Origin of the sequence: Neorhizobium sp. SOG26, assembly GCF_003491345.1 — a bacterium.
Taxonomy (GTDB): Bacteria; Pseudomonadota; Alphaproteobacteria; order Rhizobiales; family Rhizobiaceae; genus Neorhizobium; species Neorhizobium turbinariae.
The window spans coordinates 1087089-1106975 of sequence record NZ_CP025513.1 but is presented as its reverse complement, the minus strand read 5'-3'; the positions used below and the strand labels follow the sequence as shown (position 1 = coordinate 1106975).

Annotated in this window: 15 protein-coding genes and 1 riboswitch; of the genes, 9 read left to right on the top strand and 6 right to left on the bottom strand. The window is 60.7% G+C overall.

From position 1 onward, the window contains the following. From CYG48_RS21875 to CYG48_RS21865, 3 genes are all read right to left on the bottom strand, one after another. Window positions 1–1869, bottom strand: a complete 1869-nt coding sequence (locus tag CYG48_RS21875) for a TRAP transporter large permease (RefSeq protein ID WP_118852752.1) — start codon at window positions 1867–1869, stop codon at window positions 1–3. 69 nt (window positions 1870–1938) lie between these two features. After that, a riboswitch (TPP riboswitch) is annotated at window positions 1939–2042 on the bottom strand. Window positions 2043–2106: 64 nt separating this feature from the next. Beyond that, entirely contained in the window at window positions 2107–2580 is a 474-nt protein-coding gene (locus tag CYG48_RS21870; protein ID WP_118852751.1) for a VOC family protein, read from the bottom strand. A gap of 115 nt (window positions 2581–2695) precedes the next feature. After that, a complete protein-coding gene (locus CYG48_RS21865) occupies window positions 2696–3631 on the bottom strand; it encodes a LysR family transcriptional regulator (protein WP_118852750.1) in 936 nt (311 codons plus the stop codon). A 153-nt stretch (window positions 3632–3784) separates the two neighbouring features. Here CYG48_RS21865 and CYG48_RS21860 point away from each other — a divergent pair, with 153 nt between their 5' ends. The 4 genes from CYG48_RS21860 (at window position 3785) to CYG48_RS21845 (ending at window position 10164) form a co-directional block, all read left to right on the top strand. Next, window positions 3785–4576 (top strand): alpha/beta hydrolase fold domain-containing protein, encoded by a 792-nt coding sequence (locus CYG48_RS21860; RefSeq protein WP_118852749.1) that lies wholly within the window; start codon window positions 3785–3787, stop codon window positions 4574–4576. Between the two features lie 60 nt (window positions 4577–4636). Continuing rightward, complete coding sequence (locus CYG48_RS21855) at window positions 4637–5821, top strand: efflux RND transporter periplasmic adaptor subunit (RefSeq protein ID WP_118852748.1); 1185 nt, start codon at window positions 4637–4639, stop codon at window positions 5819–5821. A 115-nt stretch (window positions 5822–5936) separates the two neighbouring features. Further along, complete coding sequence (locus CYG48_RS21850) at window positions 5937–9122, top strand: efflux RND transporter permease subunit (RefSeq protein ID WP_118852747.1); 3186 nt, start codon at window positions 5937–5939, stop codon at window positions 9120–9122. 112 nt (window positions 9123–9234) lie between these two features. Next, window positions 9235–10164 (top strand): NAD(P)/FAD-dependent oxidoreductase, encoded by a 930-nt coding sequence (locus CYG48_RS21845; RefSeq protein WP_245450568.1) that lies wholly within the window; start codon window positions 9235–9237, stop codon window positions 10162–10164. Window positions 10165–10193: 29 nt separating this feature from the next. On the opposite strand, the gene CYG48_RS21840 is transcribed toward CYG48_RS21845, so the two are convergent. Both CYG48_RS21840 and CYG48_RS21835 read right to left on the bottom strand, forming a co-directional pair. After that, a complete protein-coding gene (locus CYG48_RS21840; protein WP_245450567.1) occupies window positions 10194–12242 on the bottom strand; it encodes an ATP-binding protein in 2049 nt (682 codons plus the stop codon). Between the two features lie 283 nt (window positions 12243–12525). After that, window positions 12526–12933, bottom strand: coding sequence for a response regulator (locus CYG48_RS21835; RefSeq protein WP_118852746.1), 408 nt, complete (start codon window positions 12931–12933; stop codon window positions 12526–12528). 243 nt (window positions 12934–13176) lie between these two features. On the opposite strand from CYG48_RS21835, the gene CYG48_RS21830 reads away from it, so the two are divergent. Both CYG48_RS21830 and CYG48_RS21825 read left to right on the top strand, forming a co-directional pair. Continuing rightward, window positions 13177–14343 carry an ABC transporter substrate-binding protein gene (locus CYG48_RS21830; protein WP_118852745.1) on the top strand — a complete coding sequence of 389 codons (1167 nt, stop codon included), beginning with the start codon at window positions 13177–13179 and terminating at the stop codon, window positions 14341–14343. A 207-nt stretch (window positions 14344–14550) separates the two neighbouring features. Further along, window positions 14551–16515 (top strand): DEAD/DEAH box helicase, encoded by a 1965-nt coding sequence (locus CYG48_RS21825; RefSeq protein WP_118852744.1) that lies wholly within the window; start codon window positions 14551–14553, stop codon window positions 16513–16515. A 16-nt stretch (window positions 16516–16531) separates the two neighbouring features. On the opposite strand, the gene CYG48_RS21820 is transcribed toward CYG48_RS21825, so the two are convergent. Beyond that, window positions 16532–18043 carry a S10 family peptidase gene (locus tag CYG48_RS21820; protein WP_445304370.1) on the bottom strand — a complete coding sequence of 504 codons (1512 nt, stop codon included), beginning with the start codon at window positions 18041–18043 and terminating at the stop codon, window positions 16532–16534. A gap of 377 nt (window positions 18044–18420) precedes the next feature. Between CYG48_RS21820 and CYG48_RS21815 the strand changes: the two genes are divergently transcribed. The 3 genes from CYG48_RS21815 to CYG48_RS21805 all read left to right on the top strand — a co-directional run bounded on the left by CYG48_RS21815 (window position 18421) and on the right by CYG48_RS21805 (window position 19863). Next, on the top strand, window positions 18421–18579 hold the full coding sequence (locus CYG48_RS21815) for a YqaE/Pmp3 family membrane protein (RefSeq protein ID WP_118852742.1): 159 nt from the start codon (window positions 18421–18423) through the stop codon (window positions 18577–18579). A 182-nt stretch (window positions 18580–18761) separates the two neighbouring features. Continuing rightward, window positions 18762–19004 carry a hypothetical protein gene (locus CYG48_RS21810; protein ID WP_118852741.1) on the top strand — a complete coding sequence of 81 codons (243 nt, stop codon included), beginning with the start codon at window positions 18762–18764 and terminating at the stop codon, window positions 19002–19004. Window positions 19005–19083: 79 nt separating this feature from the next. After that, window positions 19084–19863, top strand: a complete 780-nt coding sequence (locus CYG48_RS21805) for a DUF1194 domain-containing protein (RefSeq protein ID WP_118852740.1) — start codon at window positions 19084–19086, stop codon at window positions 19861–19863. Window positions 19864–19887: the final 24 nt, after the last annotated feature.

Sequence of the window (19887 nt, the reverse complement as noted above, 5' to 3'; positions counted from 1 at the left end):
TCAGTTCCCGAGATTGATGCGTTGGAAGATGAGCGCCCAGGCGCAGAGCAGCGCAAGCGAGATGAGCAAGGCGAAGAGGTAAGGCAGGACGTTACGGAAAAGGGCGGTGGCCGGCACGCCCGTGACGCCGCTGACGACAAACACCAGCATGCCGAGCGGCGGCGTCAGCCCGTGGATCATCAGATTCACCACTAGGACCACGCCGAAATGTATGGGATCGATACCCGCGGCAACTGCCGACGGCAGCAGGATCGGGCCGAACAGGAGAATCGCTGCGCCGATATCCAGCACCAGGCCAACCAGCAGCAGAATGAGGTTGGAAAGCAGGATGACGGCGAAGGCGCTGCCGCCGAGAAGCGATACGAAGTCGCTGACGAGGCCGGCCACATCGTCCACAGCCAAAAGGAAAGCGAACGGTCCCGCCGTGCCGATCAGGAGCCCGATTGCTGCAGCCTCCCGAGCCGCCTGGCCAAAGGCGCCGAAAATCGCGCCTCTCGCAAGCTTGGCGCGGATGGCAAGGCATAGGGTATAGAATGCAGCAAGTGCTGCAGCCTCGGTGGTCGTGACAATCCCGAAGCGAATGCCGAGCACCACGATCAGTCCCAAGCCGAATGCGGGCAAAGCGGCGATCGCCGCGCGCCGTCGCTCCCCGCTCGTCGCAGCGGGCATGCGCGGCTGCCCACGCACCGTGAGGTGGATAGCGACGGCGAGGCATACAGCCATGACCAGGCCTGCGAACAGTCCTTCCAGCAACAAGGCGCCGACGGAAAGATTGGTCGCGGCCGCAAGGATCAGGAAGGCGATCGAGGGCGGAATGATGTTGTCGAGGACGGACGTCGCGGCAATGATGGCACCGGCCTGGGCGGGCGGATAACCGTGCTTCACCAACTGCGGCTGGAAGGTCGAAGCACCGAAGGCGGCATTGGCGACAGACGAGCCCGATGCGCCTGAAAATAAAATGCTCGTCAGCAATGTCGTCTGTGCCAGACCTCCGCGGCGATGTCCGACCATGGAGGCAGCGAACGTAGCCAGATGACTGGCGACGCCCGACACCGTCAACAGGCTGCCGACCAGCAGGAAGAAGGGGATGGCCAGCAGCAGGAATCTTGACATCGACGCCACGGCGGTGGAAACGATCGCTGGCTCCGGCAGTGCGCTTCCGACAGCGGTTGCGACATAGGCGGCGGCGAGGAAGGCGTGGGCGAGTGGCGCCGCAAGCAACATACCGAGTGCTGCCGTCGCCGCCAGGAAGATGCTCGCCGGGAGCTCGCTGTTGATCTCGAACCTCTGAATGATCGAATACGCGGTGATGCCAATCGACATTGAAACGATCAGTCGTGTCAGTTGGCCGTCCGCCGCACGCCTGAGGGTCAGGACGATGACGATCAGTCCACCGCCGACGGCGAGGAACGAAAAACGTATCCATTCCGGAAGCCCGAGCGTCGGCGAAACACCGCCCAGCATGGCGATGATTTCGTGTCCCCCAGAGATCAAAACCAATGCAGCGCAGATGGAGAAGACGTCAGCCAACATCTGTGCGACGGTGTCCAACCCCTTGGGCAAGAGACGGGTGAACACATCAAGCCGCATTGCCAGGGGACCGTTCAAGGCAATGGGCGCACCAAGTCCGATCAGGGCGACATGCAGCCAGATTGCCGCGTCTTCTGCGCCGATAATGCCGGTGTGGAAGAAATAGCGCAGGACGACATTGATCGTCACCAAGGCGAGCAAAGCCAGCAGAATGACCGCGGCAACGGTCGCGAGACCCGCCTCGACGAAGCCAAGAACCCGATCCGCCGCTCGTGCAAGCGAAACGTCGCTTCCTCGGCTTGCTCCGGGGCGGGAGCGGGTCGCTGCATTTGGCCACATCAGATGGTCTCCGAACCCAGGCGTTCACGGAGATCCAGGTGAAGCGAGAAGAGAAAGTGCCGTCGCGAAAGGTGACGCCGTTTCCGTTCCTACGCCGGTATGACCCGGATCAGGTTCAAGGGTCCGGCTCACCGCCATCTCAGCATCGTTGCGATGCCCCCCTCGGAATAGCGCGAAGATGCAGAAACATCTTCAGCGTGTCAACGCTCTAGCGTCACCACGTTATAGGCTTCTGTTTCAGCCTCGGCGTGCCGCTTCGATCGTGGCAACATCGATCTTCTTCATCGTCATCATGGTGTCAAAGGCGCGTTTTGCCTCGGCGCCGCCGACAGCCAGAGCGTCAGTGAGGACACGCGGCGTGATCTGCCACGAGATACCCCATTTGTCCTTGCACCAGCCGCATTCGCTTTCTTGGCCGCCATTGCCGACGATGGCGTTCCAGTAACGATCGGTTTCTTCCTGATCTTCGGTCGAGATCTGGAAGGAAAAGGCTTCGTTGTGCTTGAAGATCGGGCCGCCGTTCAAGCCGATGCATGCCACGCCGGCGACACGGAACTCGACAACCAGAACATCACCCTCCCGGCCGTCAGGATAATCGCCCGGCGCACGGATGATTGACGTCACTTCGCTGTCCGGAAAGACGGTTGCGTAGAAGCGGGCTGCCTCTTCCGCATCATGATTGTACCAGAGGCAAATCGTGTTCTTCGTCATCATACTCTCCCTTGGTTGGCGCTGCACCTCTGCAGCTCACGTCAGGATGACGTTGATGCCGGGGACGATCCTACACCGTGTCCCCCGATTTTATTTGACCGCGCGAACGTCCGGGTTAGCTCGCCCTGCGTATCTGCGCCCGCTGCTCCTCGGCCTTCAAGTTCTGAACAAGTCGTGCCAGCCAATCAACGAAGACCCGCACCTTGTTGGAAAGGTGCCGTGTCTGCGGATAAACGATGTAGAGCGGCAAGGGCTCACAATCCCAGTCCGGCAGCACCTCGATCAGTTCTCCTCTGGCCACCGCATCGCGAACCATGAACTCGACGGCCTGGGCAATGCCGATGCCGGAGATTGCGGCGTTGACATAGGATCGGGCATCGTTGACCGAGATCACGTAGCGCGGGTTGATCTCGAGTTTCTCGTCACCACGGCAGAAGTCCATTGGCATGATCCTGCCGCTCGTCGCGTTGAGGTAACCGATGCAGTAGTGGCTTTCCGTCAACTCGTTCGGATGGTTCGGTATGCCAAATTTTTCGATGTATCGCGGCGCCGCATAGAAGCGAAAGCCGATCTCGCCAACCTTGCGCGCTATCAGCGACTGATCGGTCGGGGTGCCACCGCGCAGGGCGCAATCGACGTTCTCGGCGATGTAATCAACAAGCCGGTCGCCCACGCCGATATCCAACGTGATCTGCGGGTACCGTGTGTGGAAGTCACAAAGGTTGGGGATCACAAGCAGATCCGCGAATGCGCCCGCCATCTCCACGCGCACGCGTCCCGTCGGTTGAGTCTGCGAGTTCGACATGCTGCCGTCGAGTTCATCCAGCTCGGCAAGGATCTGGGCCGCCCGCTCATAATAAAGCGCGCCATCCGTTGTCACCATGACGCGACGCGTCGTGCGGTTGAGCAGGGTGGTACGCAAATGCCGTTCGAGGCTTTGCACCATGTTGGTCACTGTTGTCTTCGGCATGTTCAACGTCGCGGCCGCACGAGAGAAGTTCCCGGTCTCAACAACGCGCACGAACACCCGCATTGCAGACAGCTGATCCATAGCGCTCTCCTCTGCCTCCCGAATTATCCGCCGACTTGGAATAGTGTTGCCAAAAATGCAAACTTGTGCGACCGGCGTTGAACAATAATATCAGATGCGAACTCAACGGCAAGCGACCCGTTAAAGTGGGATTGTAAGCCGGAGGAACAATGAATGTCGGTACAGTGGGAAAACGTCGATTTTGCAACGACTAAGCCATCGGTGCCGATGCGGCTTTATGAAGGAGCAGCCAAAGGCAAGGCTCCCGCTCTTGTTTTGTATCTGCGTGGCGGAGCGTTCCTCAGCCGGGATCGAAAGGAGATAGAAAGACCCATCGGGAAAGCATTTGCGGAAACGGGCGCCGTCGTTCTCGAGGCAGATTATTCCCGCGTTTCGCACAACGTCTTTCCGCAGGCGATGGAATGCGCCTTCATGGCACTGAAGTGTCTTTCGGGACGGCGCAAACAGTTCGGCGGCCCGCGGTCGCGGCTCCTTGTCGCCGGAGATGAGGCTGGTGGCAACCTCGCCGCCAGCGTCGCACTCAAGGCGCGGGACCAGATGCCGGGTGAGTTGAGCGGCCAGGTGCTTCTGTCGCCGATGATCGACCCGATGATGGCGACGGCATCGATCCGCAAGGCTGACAAGATCGGCATGGGCCAACGTTGGGCCGAAGGCTGGAGCCACTATCTTGGCTCCCACTGCGGCTTCCAGCACCCCTATGCGGCGCCATGCCTCTGTTCGCGGCTTTCGGGTGTCGCACCCGCTTTGGTCGTGACATCGGAAGATGATCCGCTGCACGACGAGACAGTTGGTTATGCCAGCCGTCTCAAGGCCTCCGGCGTAACGGTGAGGCAGAAAGTTTTCCCGGCCAGCTGTGGCTGGACCGGTATTTATAGCGAAGGCGATGGCGAGTGGATGGCAACGCTCTGTTCCGAATTCACCGCCTTCGTGGACAGTTTAAATTAGTAGCATGACGTATTTGAAACGGAATAACGGCCGCCTCCCAAGGCCGTAAGGAGACTACCAATGGCATCGAGACTATCAAACTGGGCCCTGTGGGGCACCGGGCTGGGTACGGCTGCGCTTATCGTTGGCGCTTCTTTTTACCTGGACATGCCACAGGGCGCCAATGCAGCGCCGACGACCGAAACCGCACCGGCCCCGGCCGTCCCGGTGACGGTCGCCACCGTAACTCCGCGCAATGTCACCACCTGGCAGGAATTTTCCGGACGGCTTGAAGCCGTTGATCGGGTCGAAATCCGCCCCCGGGTTTCCGGCGCCGTGCAGTCCGTCCACTTCCGGGAAGGCGGGCTCGTCAAAGCAGGTGATCTGCTCGTCACCATCGATCCCGAACCTTACAAGGCGGCAGTTGCTCAGGCGGAAGGGCTGGTCGCCTCTGCCGAAGCCAAGGTCGACCACGCGAAGACCGAGCTCGAGCGTGGCAAGAACCTCGCTTCCAAGAACACGATCTCGCAAAGCGATCTTGCGCAACGCCAGAGCACCTACAGCGAGGCTCTTGCGAACCTGCAATCGGCCAAGGCGGGCCTGCGGACAGCGCAGTTGGAGCTCGGATACACCGAAATCCGTGCCCCGATCGACGGCAGGATCGGCAAGCTGGAAGTAACCGTCGGCAACCTTGTCGCCGCCGGCTCCACCTCCGTTCCATTGACGACGCTGGTGTCGATCGATCCGATCTATGCAAGTTTCGCGGCCAACGAAGAACTGGTGGCAAAGATCCTGGCGGATCTTCCGGTGGAGAACGGTTTTCCCGCCATTGACCGTGTTCCGGTCGAGGTCAGTACGCTGGCCGGTGAGGACACCAAGATCCGCGGCAAGTTGCAGCTGATCGACAATGAAGTAAACACCACGAGCGGTACGATCAGCGTTCGGGCTGTCTTCGACAATCCGACCGGCAAGCTTCTTCCCGGCCAGTTTGTTCGTGTCCGGCTGGGCCAGCCGAAGGCCTCCGAGCACCTGATGGTCAGCGAAAAGGCGATCGGCACGGACCAGGACAAGAAGTTCGTCTTCGTGGTGGATGCCAAGAATACGGTTGGGTACCGGCAGGTGGAGCTGGGCTCGACGGTAGACGGTCTGCGGATCGTCGAGAAGGGGCTGAACCCCGGTGATCGCATCGTGGTCAACGGCCTTCAGCGTGTTCGCCCGGGCGCCGTGGTTGCTCCCGAAGACGAAGCACAGCTTGCCCACAAGTAACACCTGACCGGCGGACGCCGGTCAGACTGCAGCAAAACCTCAGCCCTTGTCACCTGCGGCCGTTTAGCCGCGGGGCGGGCCTTTGCATCCTTCACCCTGGAGAGAGGGTTTCGACATGAATATTTCCCGCTTCTTCGTCGACAGGCCGGTCTTTGCCGGCGTTCTGTCGATCCTGATCGTGGTGGCTGGCCTAATCGGCCTTCGCGCACTGCCAATTTCGGAATATCCGGAGGTCGTTCCTCCATCGATTGTCGTGCGAGCGGTATACCCCGGCGCCAACCCGACTGTGATCTCTGAAACGGTGGCGACACCGCTTGAAGAGCAGATCAACGGCGTCGAAGACATGCTCTACATGAACAGCCAGGCGACTTCCGACGGCGTGCTGACGCTGACGGTCACGTTCAAGCTTGGCACGGATGCCGACAAGGCCCAGCAGCTCGTTCAGAACCGCGTCTCGCAGGCTGAGCCAAGGTTGCCGGCTGAAGTCCGCGCGCTCGGGATCACCACGGTCAAGAGTTCGCCTGACTTCATCATGGTGGTCAATCTCGTTTCCGATACCGACCGCTATGATATCACCTACCTGCGCAACTATGCGACGCTGAACGTCAAGGACCGGCTGACCCGCATCCAGGGCGTTGGCCAGGTGCAGGTCTTCGGGGCCGGCGATTACTCCATGCGTGTCTGGATCGATCCGCAGAAGGCAGCCGAACGTTCGCTTGCCGCAAGCGACATCACAAACGCCATTCGTGGACAAAATGTTCAGGCTGCGGCGGGCATCATTGGTGCGTCGCCGACCCAGCCGGATGTCGACCTGCAGCTCAACGTCAATGCCCAGGGTCGTCTGCGCACGCCGGAGGAATTTGGCAACATCATCGTCAAAAGCGGCGCAAATGGCGAAATCACCCGGTTACGTGATGTTGCCCGCATCGAGCTTGGTGCGGCCGACTACACGCTGCGGTCGCTTCTCGATGGTCGTCCGGCGGTCGCCGTCGCCGTCCTTCAGGCACCCGGTTCGAACGCCATCGAGATTGCTGACAACGTCAAGGCGACCATGGACGAACTCCAGCTCTCCATGCCGGAAGGCGTGAAGTACGAGATCGTCTATGACACGACCAAGTTCGTGCGTTCCTCGATCGAGAAGGTCGTTGACACGCTGCTGGAAGCGATCGCACTTGTCGTGCTCGTGGTCATCCTCTTCCTGCAGACATGGCGCGCCTCGATCATTCCACTGATCGCCGTTCCGGTATCGATCATCGGCACCTTCGCCGTGATGTATGCCTTCGGCTTCTCGATCAATGCGCTTACGCTCTTCGGACTCGTGCTGGCGATCGGGATCGTGGTGGATGACGCGATCGTCGTGGTGGAGAATGTCGAGCGCAATATCGAGAACGGTCTTTCGCCACGCGAGGCGACTTATAAGGCGATGACGGAAGTCTCCGGCCCGATCATCGCGATTGCGCTGGTTCTGGTCGCGGTCTTCGTTCCGCTCGCGTTCATCAGCGGCCTGTCCGGACAGTTCTACCGGCAGTTCGCGCTGACGATCGCAATCTCGACGGTGATTTCGGCGATCAACTCCCTGACGCTGTCGCCTGCGCTCGCGGCCCTGCTGTTGAAGGACCACCATGCCAAGAAGGACTGGCTGACGCGGTTCATGGACGCCATCCTTGGCTGGTTCTTCCGTGGCTTCAACCGCGCATTCGGTGCCGCCTCGAACGGTTACGGCCGGACGGTAGGTGGCCTCCTGTCACGCAAGAGCCTGGTGATGATCATCTATCTTGCACTCGTTGGCGCGACCTACAGCATGTTCAACGCAGTACCCGGCGGCTTCGTGCCGGCGCAGGACAAGCAGTACCTGATCGGCTTTGCTCAATTGCCGGACGGTGCAACGCTCGACCGGACAGAGGACGTGATCAAGCGCATGAGCGACATCACGCTGGAGCAGCCGGGGGTCGAGCATGCCATTGCCTTCCCGGGGCTCTCGATCAACGGCTTCACCATCGGCTCCAACGCTGGCATCGTCTTCGCCGTCCTCGACGATTTCGAGAACCGCAAGACGCCGGAGCTGTCAGGTGGCGCCATCGCGATGCAACTGAACCAGAAGTTCGGCGCGATCCAGGATGCCTTCATCGCCATGTTCCCGCCGCCACCGGTCAACGGGCTTGGTCAGACGGGTGGCTTCAAGCTGCAGATCGAAGATCGTGCCGGCTTGGGTGCCACGGCGCTGGACGAAGCGACCAAGGCGGTGCTCGCCAAGGCGAACCAGACGCCTGAGCTTGCCGGCATCTTCTCGAGCTTCCAGATCAACGTGCCGCAGCTTTATGCGGATCTTGATCGGGCAAAGGCGCAGCAGCTCGGTGTCTCGGTAACGGATGTCTTCGACACGCTGCAGATCTACCTCGGCTCGCTTTATGTCAACGACTTCAACGCGTTTGGCCGCACCTACAGCGTGCGGGTCCAGGCGGACACGAAGTTCCGGGCAAAGGCGGAAGACATCGGGCAGTTGAAGGTCCGCTCACAGGCAGGCGAGATGATCCCGCTTTCGGCCCTGCTGAAGGTTGAGGCTCAGACAGGGCCGGAGCGCGCCACCCGGTACAACGGCTTCCTGTCAGCCGACATCAACGGGGGTCCAGCACCCGGTGTCTCGTCCGGCCAGGCGGAAGCTGCGATCACAAAGATCCTCGACGAGACTTTGCCGCCGGGCATCGACTTCGAGTGGACGGACCTGACCTACCAGCAAATCCTCGCCGGCAACTCGAGCGTCATCGTCTTCCCGCTCGCACTACTGCTCGTCTACCTGGTGCTGGCGGCGCAATATGAAAGCCTCACGCTCCCACTCGCGATCATCATGATCGTTCCGATGGGTGTGCTGGCGGCGCTGACAGGCGTGTGGTGGACAGGTGGAGACAATAACATCTTCACCCAGATCGGGCTGGTGGTGCTTGTCGGGCTATCGGCGAAGAACGCGATCCTGATCGTGGAGTTCGCGCGAGAGCTGGAGTTCCAGGGCCGAACGCCCTTCCAGGCCGCGGTCGAGGCTAGCCGGCTTCGCCTTCGCCCGATCCTGATGACGTCGATGGCCTTCATCATGGGTGTCGTGCCGCTGGTCTTCTCGACCGGTGCGGGTGCTGAAATGCGCGTCGCCATGGGTATCGCCGTCTTTTCCGGCATGATCGGCGTCACCTTCTTCGGCATCTTCATGACGCCCGTCTTCTACATGCTGGCTCGGGTGATTACCGGTAACCGCCCCCTGCGCCAGCACGGGAAGGAGGTCGCCGAACCGGCTTTCTCTCCAGCCGAGTAAGCTGGCCTCCAGGCCGCGCGGGTTCTGTCCACCGGGAGCCCGCGCGGTCTCGCTTTGTCTGGAGAGGATACGGGAGCGGAACCACCGGCTCCGCTAGTTGTTAAGGCAGCCCTTGTTTCATCCAAAGGAGCTGGCGATTTCCGCGTTAGATGCAGTTGTCATAGGTGGCGGACCGGGCGGATTAACCGCAGCCATCTATCTTGCCCGTTTGCACCGCAAGGTCGTGGTGCTCGATTCCCGTCAGAGCCGCGCGTCGCTGATCCCGCGCTCGCACAACCATCCCGCCTTTCCGAACGGCATCGAGGGGCCGGAACTATTGGAGCGGATGAGGAATCAGTTGGGCAACTACGGCGTCGAGATCAGGCACACCGCCGTATCCGCTCTTCGCCAAGACGGCGACGGTTTGCTGGTCGATCTCCAGGATGGGCAACTCGAAACGAAGAACGTTATCCTCGCCACGGGCATTGAAGATAACCTGCCGCCCGTGGATCATCCCCATGACCTCGTCCGTTCCGGGCATATTCGCCTTTGCCCCATCTGCGATGGGTTCGAGATCGCCGGACGTCCGGTTATTGTCATCGGCGCGACCGAAAGGGCTGCTGCCGAGGCCAAATTCATCCGCTCCTTTACCCAGGTCATCACCATTGCCACCCTTGGACAACCGCTCCACATGAGCGACAAGACAATCGGTCGCCTTACTGAATGCGGCATCGCAATCCGGCAGGAGCCCCTTCGCGACTGTGTGCCGGTGGAGAACGGCGCCGTCGACCTTCTCCTCGACGGATCCGAGCCGATGCACAAGGTGGTGCTATATTCCGCCCTCGGCGTCACGCCTCGTTCGGCTCTCGCAAAACAGCTGGGCGTCGAGCTGGAAGAGGATGGTCGGATCAAGGTGAACGGGCATCAGGGGACATCGGTGCCCGGCTTTTATGCGGTGGGCGACGTCGTGACAGGCCTCAACCAGCTTGGCGTTTCGATGGCCCAAGGCGAAGTTGCCGCCGTGGCTGCGCACAATCGCATCCGGGAACTGAACGACGACTGATGGCCGTATTCGCTATCGCTGACCGGCGGTTAGCTTTTCGCGGGCCTCTCCAGACGAATGACGTTTACAGGTTCGGCGATCGCTGCCTTTGCAGCGCCTAGCGCGCTCGCCAGGTCTTCCACCTTGAACGGTTTGCCCACGACCGGACGTCCGATCTCGGCGCCAGCTTCCAACTTGTCGCTATAACCCGTCATCAACACGATCGGCAGCCGACGGTGTCGTCTGCTCGCCTCGTCCGCCAACTCGATACCGGACATGCCGGGCATCATGATATCGCTGACCAACGCTTCGATCCCCGACTGGTGCTCCAGAATATCGAGCGCCTCCCGCCCGCTGGAGGCGGTAATAACATTCGCGACAAGCTCCTCAAGCGCCAGGCGCACGGATTCCAGCGAGGAGGGGGTATCGTCAACGACGAGGATCGTCTGCGGTAAATCAAGAGACTGCCGGGTGTCGTCAGTCGACATCTGTTGCTCGTTCGCCTTCGGGAGAAGCAAGGTAAACGCACTGCCATGGCCAACGACGCTGGTGACCTTCACCGCGCCGCCGCTGCCCTGCGTAAAACTGTGAACCTGGGTGAGCCCCAGACCCGTGCCGTTGTTGTTCTTGGTCGAGAAGAACGGTTCAAACACGCGGCCGAGGTCGTCTGGTGCGATGCCGCGCCCCGTGTCCGAAACGGTGAGCACGACAAACGAGCCGTGAAGCGTCGGCACTTCCGCCTTGCCGTCCAGCACGTTGCGCGCCGAAATGGTGACGTGGCCGCCGGACCCCAGTGCATCGCGGGCGTTGGTCAGCAGGTTGATAAGCGCAATCTCCAGACCCGCCGGATCCACATGAATTGGCCAGATATCGTCCGGCAACTTGATGTCCATCACCACAGTATCATTGACCGCTTGTCTCAACAGAGGCGCGAGTTCGGCGAGTTTCAGGTCCAGCTCGACCGTGGTCGCGCCTTGATTGGACCGGCGCGAAAATGAAAGAAGCCGCTGGGTGATCGCCTTGCCGCGCGTTACGCCTTCACTCATGTGCGACAGCATCTGGTTGACGCGTTGCTCGTCATGGCGTCGCCGCTTGATGCCCTCGACGCCCGATTGGAACACCATAAGCAGGTTGTTGAAGTCGTGCGCCGCCTGGCCCGTCAGCTTGCCCAGCGCATCCATCCGCTGCCAATTGGCCATACTTTCACGTTCGCGGTTTCGAGCGCGAACCTCGCGCTGGAAAAGGAAGGCGGCAGAACCGAACAGCAAAATCGTACAGAGGCTCGCCACGGCGATCAGAATGGTGGCGTTGCGCGCGAGACGTTCATACTCGGCAAGGGGGAGGCCGATCCGCACGCGCCAGGGAATGGTATCTAGCGGAACCTCTGCCATCTGCAACATTGCGCCCGATGTCGTGGTCGCTGACCCGAAGGAGCCGCCGCTGAAGGCTGCGAATTCCGTCGCGGGCTTGCCGGCAAGCGCCGGTGATCCCGTGGATGCCACCAGCCGATCCTGTCCGTCGACCACATATGCCGTCCAAGTTTCTGGCAAGCCGCTGGAGTAGAGAAGGTTGGTCACGACAGTCGGGCGCATCACAGCCGAAAGGATCGCGCGCGTCTTGTCCTTGCGGATCACCGGAACGCGGATCGGGAAGGCGGGCTGATCGCGCGGCCCCATCGCCACGTTGCCGATCACCGGCGCGGCAGTGCGAACGGCGGTTTCGTGGCTTTCCATCTCGACAACGCGCTTGCTGCCCTGCACCGGCGGCACCGCGAGCACGACCGTACCCTCAAGATCCGAGACCCTGATCTGCTCCCATTCCGGCACGCGCTCGCGAAGACGCCGTGCCAGCTCGGAAAATGCGGAGCGGACGATCGGTGGGTCGAGGCGCGGGGATTCTGCCACGATCGCCAGCAATTGCATCTGGCTGTTCAGTTCGCGCTGCAGGACACCGGCCAAAGTTGCCGCTCTCCCGCGCACTGAATCATCCAGGTTCTTCTGCTGTTCGCGAATAAAGAACCACCCCATAACGGCAGCCAGGATGATGACCGGAATGAGCGATGCAGTGACGAGGAGGAGCGCAGGGCGCGTTCTGTTCAAAAGGCCCTCCGAGGCCGTGAATCTCGGTGTTAGAATAAGACTCGAGCGGAAAGTTACAATGGGACGATCGGCGACTTGCGCGTTCCCGGGAAAAGCCTGCGCATCCCAATGTCGAGATCGTATACGGGAGCAGACGAAGATGCGGGAGCCACCCAGGCGTGAGCAGCTCCCGCTGTGTCCCGATTGGCGGCGGGACGAGGCGGCCTTGTATGAGCTGAAGCTTGTGCGGCCAAGGATGAGCATTCGCTAATCAACCGCATCGGGGAAATGAGACCGGTCCGTGTCACTGGAACGAGGGTTCGAAGACCTTCATGTTTCTTGGCGCCAATCCGACACGGCCCTCGCAGCGGCAGGAGGCAAACTCTATGGCGCTGATGAGATCGAGGTCTCTGACGGGCTTGGAGATCACGCCGAGGGTGCCTTCTATGCCATTTGCCACCGATTCCGGATTAGCCGTCATGAAGATCACGCAGCAGCCTTTTGCAGCCAAATCTCGTCCAATCAGTGGACCAGTCGGCCCATCGAGAAGATTGACATCCACGAAGGCGATATCGGCTTCCTCATCCAGTCGCTCGACATCCCGGCGGCTGGCGGCGATGCCTGAGACATGATGCCCGAGTTCGAGAACAGCGTCCTCGATCGCCATTGCGATCAGAAACTGGTCTTCCACGATCAGGATGCGCTTGTTCATCCGGTTCCCCTTCGTCCGGCACCCTAACGGGGCGGCCGAGGAATCGTTCCGGACAAATAGATGAACGTTCTAAACTGGTCATACGGGAAGGTCGCGGGACCGAAGCCCGTATCGGACCTGGCGCTTTGATGTCGCTTAAGATTTTCCCCAGTTGACGGACGGTTCTTTCATTGAAAATGTGGGTGCGAGTGGCGGCGGCAGGGAGGTGTTGCGCGCCAGCTTTATCTCTGGAGGAGGATGAGAATGATCAGAAGAACTTTTTTGGGCGCTGCCTGCTTGGCGCTGAGCGGGCTGGCGGCAATGCCGGCTGTTGCCCAGGAGGCCGTCAAGGTGGGTCTGATCCTGCCGATGACCGGACCCTTTGCGTCAACCGGACGCCAGGTTGAAGCCGGTATCAAGGCGTATATGGCGCTGAACGGTGATACCGTTGCCGGCAAGAAGATCGAGGTCGTGCTACGCGATGACGCTGGCGTTGCGGACCAGACGCGCCGTATCGCCCAGGAGCTCGTCGTCAATGATGGCGTGAAGATGCTGATGGGCTTCGGCCTGACACCACTTGCCATGTCCGTTGCACCCGTCCTTAATCAGGCGAAGATACCGGCGATCATCACCTCGGCCACGACCTCGGCGATCATGGCGCAGTCGCAGTATTACGTGCGAACCTCCATGGCTGGACCCCAATCGGCAGTCCCGGTCGCAACCTGGGCCGTGCAGAACAACATGAAGAAGGTCGTGACGCTGGTCTCCGACTATGGCCCGGGCATCGACATCGAGCAGGGTTTCACCAACCAGTTCAAGAAGGAAGGCGGCACGATCGTCGAGGCGATCCGCGTTCCGCTCGCCAACCCTGACTTCGCCCCGTTCCTCCAGCGCGTCCGTGACGCAAAGCCGGATGCCGTATTCGCCTTCGTCCCGTCGGGCGTCGGCTCGCTGTTCATGAAGCAGTTCATCGATCGTGGCCTTGCCGAAGCCGGCATCAAGCTGATTGGCACAGGCGACATCACCGACGACGACCTGCTGAATGGCATCGGTCCGGCCGCCAAGGGCGTCATCACCGGGCATTTCTATTCGGCGCTGCACGACAGCCCGGAGAACAAGGCATTTGTCGCCGAAGTACGGAAAGCCAACAACAACATGCGGCCGAACTTCATGGCCGTCGGCGGCTATGACGCAATCAGCCTGGCCTACGAAGCGCTGAAGAAGACCAATGGTGACACTGACGGCACCAAGCTTGTCGAAGCGATGAAGGGCATGTCGTGGACGAGTCCGCGCGGGCCGATCACCATCGATCCGGCGACACGCGACATCGTGCAGGACATCTACATGCGCGAAGTGAAGGAAGTCGACGGCGAACTCTATAACGTTGAGTTTGCTACCTTCCCGAAGATCAAGGACCCGAACGCGAAGTAGCGTTTCGCCGTCGGATGCGGCAGCCTCAGTCTGCCGCATCCCTCTAAACGAACCTTGTCTGCTGACCTCCGCTGCCAAGCTGCAGCCACACGTCCATTCTTCTGCCTTTGACTTTTCAGCCGCGAGCCGATAGGACCGCGACACGATCGTGCTGCGTGTGTTGCAGCGCTGGCGCGTCTGCGCACTGAAACTCCGGAAGACAAGAAGATGACAGAATATGACAACGCCGTGCCGGCGATTGCCAAGGCATTGGCGAAGCGCGGTTACGAGACGCTGACGCCCGTACAGCAATCCATGCTCGACCCTGCGCTCGTTGATGCCGATGCGCTGGTTTCGGCGCAGACGGGGTCAGGCAAGACTGTCGCCTTCGGCATCGCCATGGCGCCGACGCTATTGAAGGGCGCTGAACGTTTCTCGCAGGCCGGAAGCCCCTTGGGCCTGGTCATCGCGCCGACGCGCGAGCTTGCCATGCAGGTCAAGCGCGAGCTCGACTGGCTTTACGAGATGACCGGCGCGACGATCACGAGCTGTGTCGGCGGCATGGATATCCGGACCGAACGCCGTGCACTTGAACGCGGCACGCACATCGTGGTCTGCACGCCTGGCCGCCTGTGCGACCATATTCGGCGTGGCGCGCTGGATATCTCCTCACTTCAGGTGGCGGTACTCGACGAAGCCGATGAGATGCTTGATCTCGGCTTTCGCGAAGACCTCGAGTTTATTCTTGAGTCCGCTCCGCCGGAACGCCGCACGTTGATGTTCTCGGCAACCGTTCCCGCGGCGATTGCTAAGCTCGCCAAGAGCTATCAGCGCAACGCCGTCCGAATTGCAACGGCTGCCGAAGAGAAGCAGCATGTCGATATCGAATACCGGGCGCTGATGGTCGCGTCGTCGGATCGCGAGAATGCGATCATCAACGTACTTCGCTACTATGACGCCACGAACGCCATCGTCTTCTGTTCGACGCGCGCTGCGGTCAATCATTTGACGGCACGTTTCCATAACCGGAACTTCGACGTCGTCGCCCTTTCCGGCGAACTGACGCAGAATGAACGTACGCACGCCCTGCAGGCGATGCGGGATGGCCGCGCACGCGTCTGTATAGCAACCGATGTCGCAGCGCGCGGGATTGATCTTCCTGGCCTCGACCTCGTCATCCATGCCGACCTGCCGACCAACTCGGAAACACTGCTTCATCGGAGCGGACGCACGGGACGTGCTGGTCGCAAGGGCATCAGCGCCTTGATCGTCCCGATAAACGCCCGCCGCAAGGCCGAGCGCCTGCTAGGCGGCGCCGGCATCACGCCGACCTGGGCACGTCCACCTTCTGCCGACGAAGTCGCTGCGCGCGACGACGAGCGCCTATTGTCGGACTCAATTTTTGATGATGCACCGCGCGAAGACGAGCAGGAACTGATCGAAAAGCTTGTTTCGAGCCACGGCGCAGAGAAGCTTGCCGCAGCCTTCATCGCACTTTACCGCTCGAAGTATTCCGCGCCGGAAGAAATCGCCGAAGTCTCGCTTGAAGCGAGGAAGCCTCGCGATGCTGGCGATCCGGCTTCGCGGCCGTTGACGCCGCGTGGTGATTTCGGCCCAGCCGTGTGGTTCTCCCTGTCGGTTGGCCGCAAGCAGCGCGCCGAGCCGCGGTGGCTCATTCCCACCCTTTGCCGCGCTGGTGGGTTCACCAAGAACGAGATCGGCGCGATCAAGATGCAGCCTGACGAGACCTTCGTTGAGATTGCAGCTGCCCAGGCGGATGCGTTTTTGAAGAAGCTCGGCAAGGACGCCATGATGGAACGGGGTATCAAGGTAACCCGTCTCGCCGGCGCACCGGATTTCAACAGCTTCACCCGTGGCGAGGACGGACCGGTTCGCGACGGCCCCCGCATGGACAAGCCGTGGAAGGATAAGCCGCGCAAGGACAAACCCTGGAAGGACACCCCGCGGCGCGACCAGGACCAGAAGGAGCGCCCGGCCAAGGCAAGAGCCACCGGATCCGGACCGCGTGACGACCGCCGCATGGACGACGAAGTCTGGGGCGCGGCGCCGAAATCGAAGAGCTTCGCGGGTCGGAAACCCTCAGCCGGCAAATCATCTGAAGCACGGGGACCAAAGCCGTTCGACAAGGGCAAGCCGAAGGCCAAGAGCGGCGGGAACGACCGCCGCAAGTGATCTCACTGCGTCGGCGTCATCGATCCTCGGCGCCGTAGAACCTACGGACGTCCGCGGCGAATGAACGTCTAGAGTCTGCCTTCGTGTAGAACATGTGGCCGCCGCGGTAGACCTTGAGATCCACCCGCCCTTTCGACAACTCGGGGGGCAGGTGGTCCAGCACGTAGCGGCTGGCGCCATAAGGCGTCAGCGCATCGCTATATCCATGCGCGATCATCAGCTTGAAGGACGGGATCACTGACAGCAGGTCGCGGATGTCGGTCGAGGCGCTGGCAAGCGCCCGGCTATCACCGCCACGGCTGCCATTCCACTCCCAACGACGGTTGATGTCCTCGTTGAGCAGCGAGTAGGTCATCTCGCTGGCAAAGGCGAGCTCATTGCGCGCATAGCTGTTGAAGGCTGCACCGTAAGCGCGGGTGTAACCTTCCAGGATGGGATCGTCATTGCGGGTGTACGGATCTTCGGGATAGGCGTCCGGAACCGCATAGGCTGCGTCATAGGGGCTGACGACCTTGCCCGCGCCCGCCATTTGCTTCGCGTAGACATCGCCGACAAAGCCTCTTGCCCGCTCCACGGCCTCGCGCGGAATGCCTGTCCAGGTCGAGATGCGCTCATAGAAAGCGTCCGCGTCTGGTCCGTGAGCCGGCGCGCCGGCGAGGGCCACCAGATAATCCGTCATTGCGAAGCGCTCAGCCTCAGAAAGCTTCTCGGGTGTAAAATCCTGCGTCCGTTCGAGTTCGGCCGCCGCAAGGGACGGGAACTGCAGTGCGGCGGACAGCGGATCGTCTGAGTTCGCCAGGAACTTGCCCTCGATCAAGGGCGACAACATGATGATGCCGGTTGGCAGGATGCCTTGCGTGTTCTTCAGCGCCAGTGCCACCTTCGCCGCCCTGAAGCCCCCGTAACTTTCGCCAAGCAGATATTTTGGCGACTGCAGCCGATTGTTCTTCTGCACGTAAAGCGAAATGACCTTGGCGAGGCTTTCCGCGTCCTGACGCACGCCGTAGAAGCCTTTCGCAGCGTCATCATTTGCAGCGCGGCTCCAGCCCGTCCCGACAGGATCGATCAGCACCAGATCGGTAAAAGCGAGCCAGGACTGCGGGTTGTCTTGTAGGACCGGTCTCGTGCCATCGTCGCCGCTCGTACCAAACCCCAGGATCTTCGGCCCGACGAGGCCAAGGTGAAGGTAAGCTGATGCCGCTCCGGGACCGCCATTAAAGGCGAAAGTCAGCGGCCGGTCCGCGCCGCCGTTCTTGGCGGAATAAGCGGTGTAGAAGACCTTGGCGGTCCGCTTACCGTCCTGTCCGAAGAGGTCGAGCGTGCCCGCCGTCGCCGTATAGGGGACATCGCCGGCCGGCGACTTGAAGACATGCTCGGTGGTCGAATCCGCTGGAATGAGGCTGAAGATGCCGCTCGCCTCGCTCTGTTCGGTTCGCGGCCCGCGCTCCCGTTCGCCGGACTCTTGAGCCACGACAGAGCCAAACAAGTTTGTGACGATGATGAAAGAGGTGATGATCGTTCGGCGCAGCACGCAGTTTCTCCAGTTCATTGCCGGTCTATCTAGCGCACCGATGTGAAGTGGGAACGCACGATCTCTCACGGTCGCTTGAAGCACCACTCGACGCAATATGTAGCAATGCAGGAAATCCGTCGCGAAACGAGACGAGGCCCACCATCTGCGAACGAGCCGCAGCGTGAGCCTCTAACCACCATCATGGTGGCTAGGCCAAGCTAAGGACCTATCCTGTTGTCTCGTCAAGGGTGAATGAGCCGCCATCAAATACATTAGCGTTTGGCATTGCGGCAGTGCAGATCTTTGCGAGCGAGAACAGTCGGCTACAACCCTGAAACCATCGCAAGCGGTGGACGTTGTCCTGCCAGATTCACGACCTCTGGAGGCTCATCTTGGACATCATTCGCATTCTTCTTGCCTTCCTCCTGCCGCCTCTTGGCGTCTTCCTGCAGGTGGGCCTCGGGCTGCACTTCTGGCTGAACATCCTCCTCACGCTCTTCGGCTGGCTGCCCGGCATCGTGCACGCCTTGTGGGTGATCCTGAAGAAATAAGCGCATGTCAGTGAGGCTCCCAAGAATTGAACCACAAGAATTGATGCCCATTGATTTTATTGAATTTTTTACCTCGGAGCCGAGTGGTAGCTCTGAAAAGCTATTGTGATGGTTGTGACTGCGCTAGTCTCAGGTCTGCGAATGAGTCGCATACGGGCGCGAATGATTAGCGGGGGGCTAGTTTGGACGGACGGACACATTCCACTCACGACGAGCTTGAACATTGGGCGGTGACGCGCGCCCATCATATCGTTGTTCATCAAGGCATGAGCCTGATCCGGGCAGCACAATGCTTGGACCACAAACGCACCAACGCCAAGACCTATGCGTTGCGGCAGGCGATCGCTGATTGCCTCGTTGAAGCCCTGCAGCATCAGCCCCCGGCCATCGCTGCCGCGTCGGAGCCTGCCATCACCGAAAGTTGAAGCGGCCGCGGCCGCGGCCAGTCGCGCATCCCTTCGCTTGTGTTAGAGTTTGCTACCGAACGCAGTGGATGGGTTGCTCATGCTTAATACACTCGCGATGCTCCTCAGCTTGACTGCAGCGCCATTGCCCATGGTTGCACAACAAGCTGGCGGTGAAGTGGATGTCGAACTCGTTCTGGCGGTCGATACCTCTCGTTCCATGGATTATGAAGAAGCGCGCATCCAGAGGCAGGGTTATCTCGACGCGCTGCGGCATAAAGAGTTCATCGACGCGGTCAGAGGTGGCCTCGTCGGGCGCATCGCGATCAGCTATTTCGAATGGGCTGGCGACATCGTACCGGGATCGGTCGTTGACTGGACGGTGATCGAAACGGAGCAGGACGCAGCGGCCTTCGCTGCAAAGCTGGAGGCGCGGCCGATCGATACGCAACGCCGCACGTCAATCTCCGCCGCAATCGCACAAGGCGCAACCATGATCGTGTCGGGCCCCTACAGGGGCATGCGCCAGGTGATCGACGTGTCGGGCGACGGACCAAACAACGCCGGCAATCCTGTGGTCCCCGCGCGTGACAAGGCCATTGAAGCAGGCATCGTCATCAATGGTCTGGCGCTGATGCTGCGCCCGTCCGGAGCAACAGGTGGGCTGGACAAGTACTACGCCGACTGCGTGACAGGCGGGCCGGGATCATTTGTGCTCCCGGTGCACAAGATCGAGGACTTCGCCACTGCGGTGCGGCGAAAACTGGTGCTGGAGATCAGCGGAGTCAGCCCGACCCCGCTCATCCGGAAGGTCGCAAACCAGCCGACCTCGGATTGCATGATTGGCGAAAAACAGTGGCAAGACCTATTCGACCGATAGGGAACGACGGTACGCTTGGGAACA